This window comes from Pseudomonas sp. H26/SER47-MNA-CIBAN-0231, from assembly GCF_040310465.1.
GTDB lineage: Bacteria > Pseudomonadota > Gammaproteobacteria > Pseudomonadales > Pseudomonadaceae > Aquipseudomonas > Aquipseudomonas atacamensis.
The window spans coordinates 1-232 of sequence record NZ_JBEOPW010000204.1 but is presented as its reverse complement, the minus strand read 5'-3'; the positions used below and the strand labels follow the sequence as shown (position 1 = coordinate 232).

Here is a 232-nt window from a genome sequence, read left to right as displayed (position 1 = left end):
ACCCCGCGTCAAACTGGGCACGAATTATACGACTCATGCCTTATACAGGTCAACCTAAACCCTTAAAACACAAGAAAGCCCGCACTAGGCGGGCCTGCTTGTTTGGTACCGAGGAGGGGACTCGAACCCCTACAGCCTATGGCCACTACCACCTCAAGGTAGCGTGTCTACCAATTCCACCACCTCGGCAAAAACCTTACCGCCCCTTCTCCACTTCAGGGAGGTCACTTGC

Annotated in this window: 1 tRNA gene; it reads right to left on the bottom strand. The window is 54.3% G+C overall.

The features are described 5' to 3' along the window. Window positions 1–103: 103 nt before the first annotated feature. Window positions 104–189: transfer RNA gene (locus AAEZ10_RS27805), tRNA-Leu, on the bottom strand. Window positions 190–232 lie beyond the last annotated feature (43 nt).